The sequence below is a fragment of the Pseudomonas sp. Fl5BN2 genome (assembly GCF_009908205.1).
Classification (GTDB): domain Bacteria; phylum Pseudomonadota; class Gammaproteobacteria; order Pseudomonadales; family Pseudomonadaceae; genus Aquipseudomonas.
This window is the reverse complement of record NZ_JAAARL010000075.1, coordinates 1-437: the sequence shown is the minus strand read 5'-3', so window position 1 is coordinate 437 and position 437 is coordinate 1. Positions and strand designations below refer to the sequence as shown.

Below are 437 nucleotides of genomic sequence, written 5' to 3'. Positions count from 1 at the left end.
GTTCGTACCCAGCCCGCGGGTCGCCAAGATGGCGCGCGAACTGGGTGCGCAACGGGTGATTGATTGCCGGGGCGCGAGCGCGCCGGCCTTGCTGGCGGCCCTGACGAGCGCCGCCTAGAACTTTCTTGACCAAAGGATGGACCTGTGAGCGAAGCAGTCACTCCCCAAGACGACGCAAGAACTTCCACTTCCACCCCTTCTCCCGTTGCACCCGATGCATCCAGGCGTTCCGGTACCGCCACCGGCCTGGCGTTGCTCGCCCTGCTGGTTGGCGTGGCGGGACTCGGCGCGGGTGGCTGGAGCTTCTGGCAGGTCCAGCAGTTGCAGGGCACCGAGCGCGACCAACTGGCGCAGCTGGAAGATGCCCGTGGCAAGACCGAATCCCTGGCCCAGCGTAACCAGCAACTGGCTGCCCGTCTGGACGCTTTGCCTACCGC

2 pseudogenes are annotated in these 437 nt (G+C 66.6%); both read left to right on the top strand.

Annotated features, from left to right (window positions below):
- A pseudogene (locus tag GV819_RS32630) lies at nucleotides 1-118 on the top strand (uroporphyrinogen-III synthase); the annotation flags it as partial.
- Between the two features lie 26 nt (nucleotides 119-144).
- Nucleotides 145-437, top strand: a pseudogene (locus GV819_RS32625) (uroporphyrinogen-III C-methyltransferase); the annotation flags it as partial.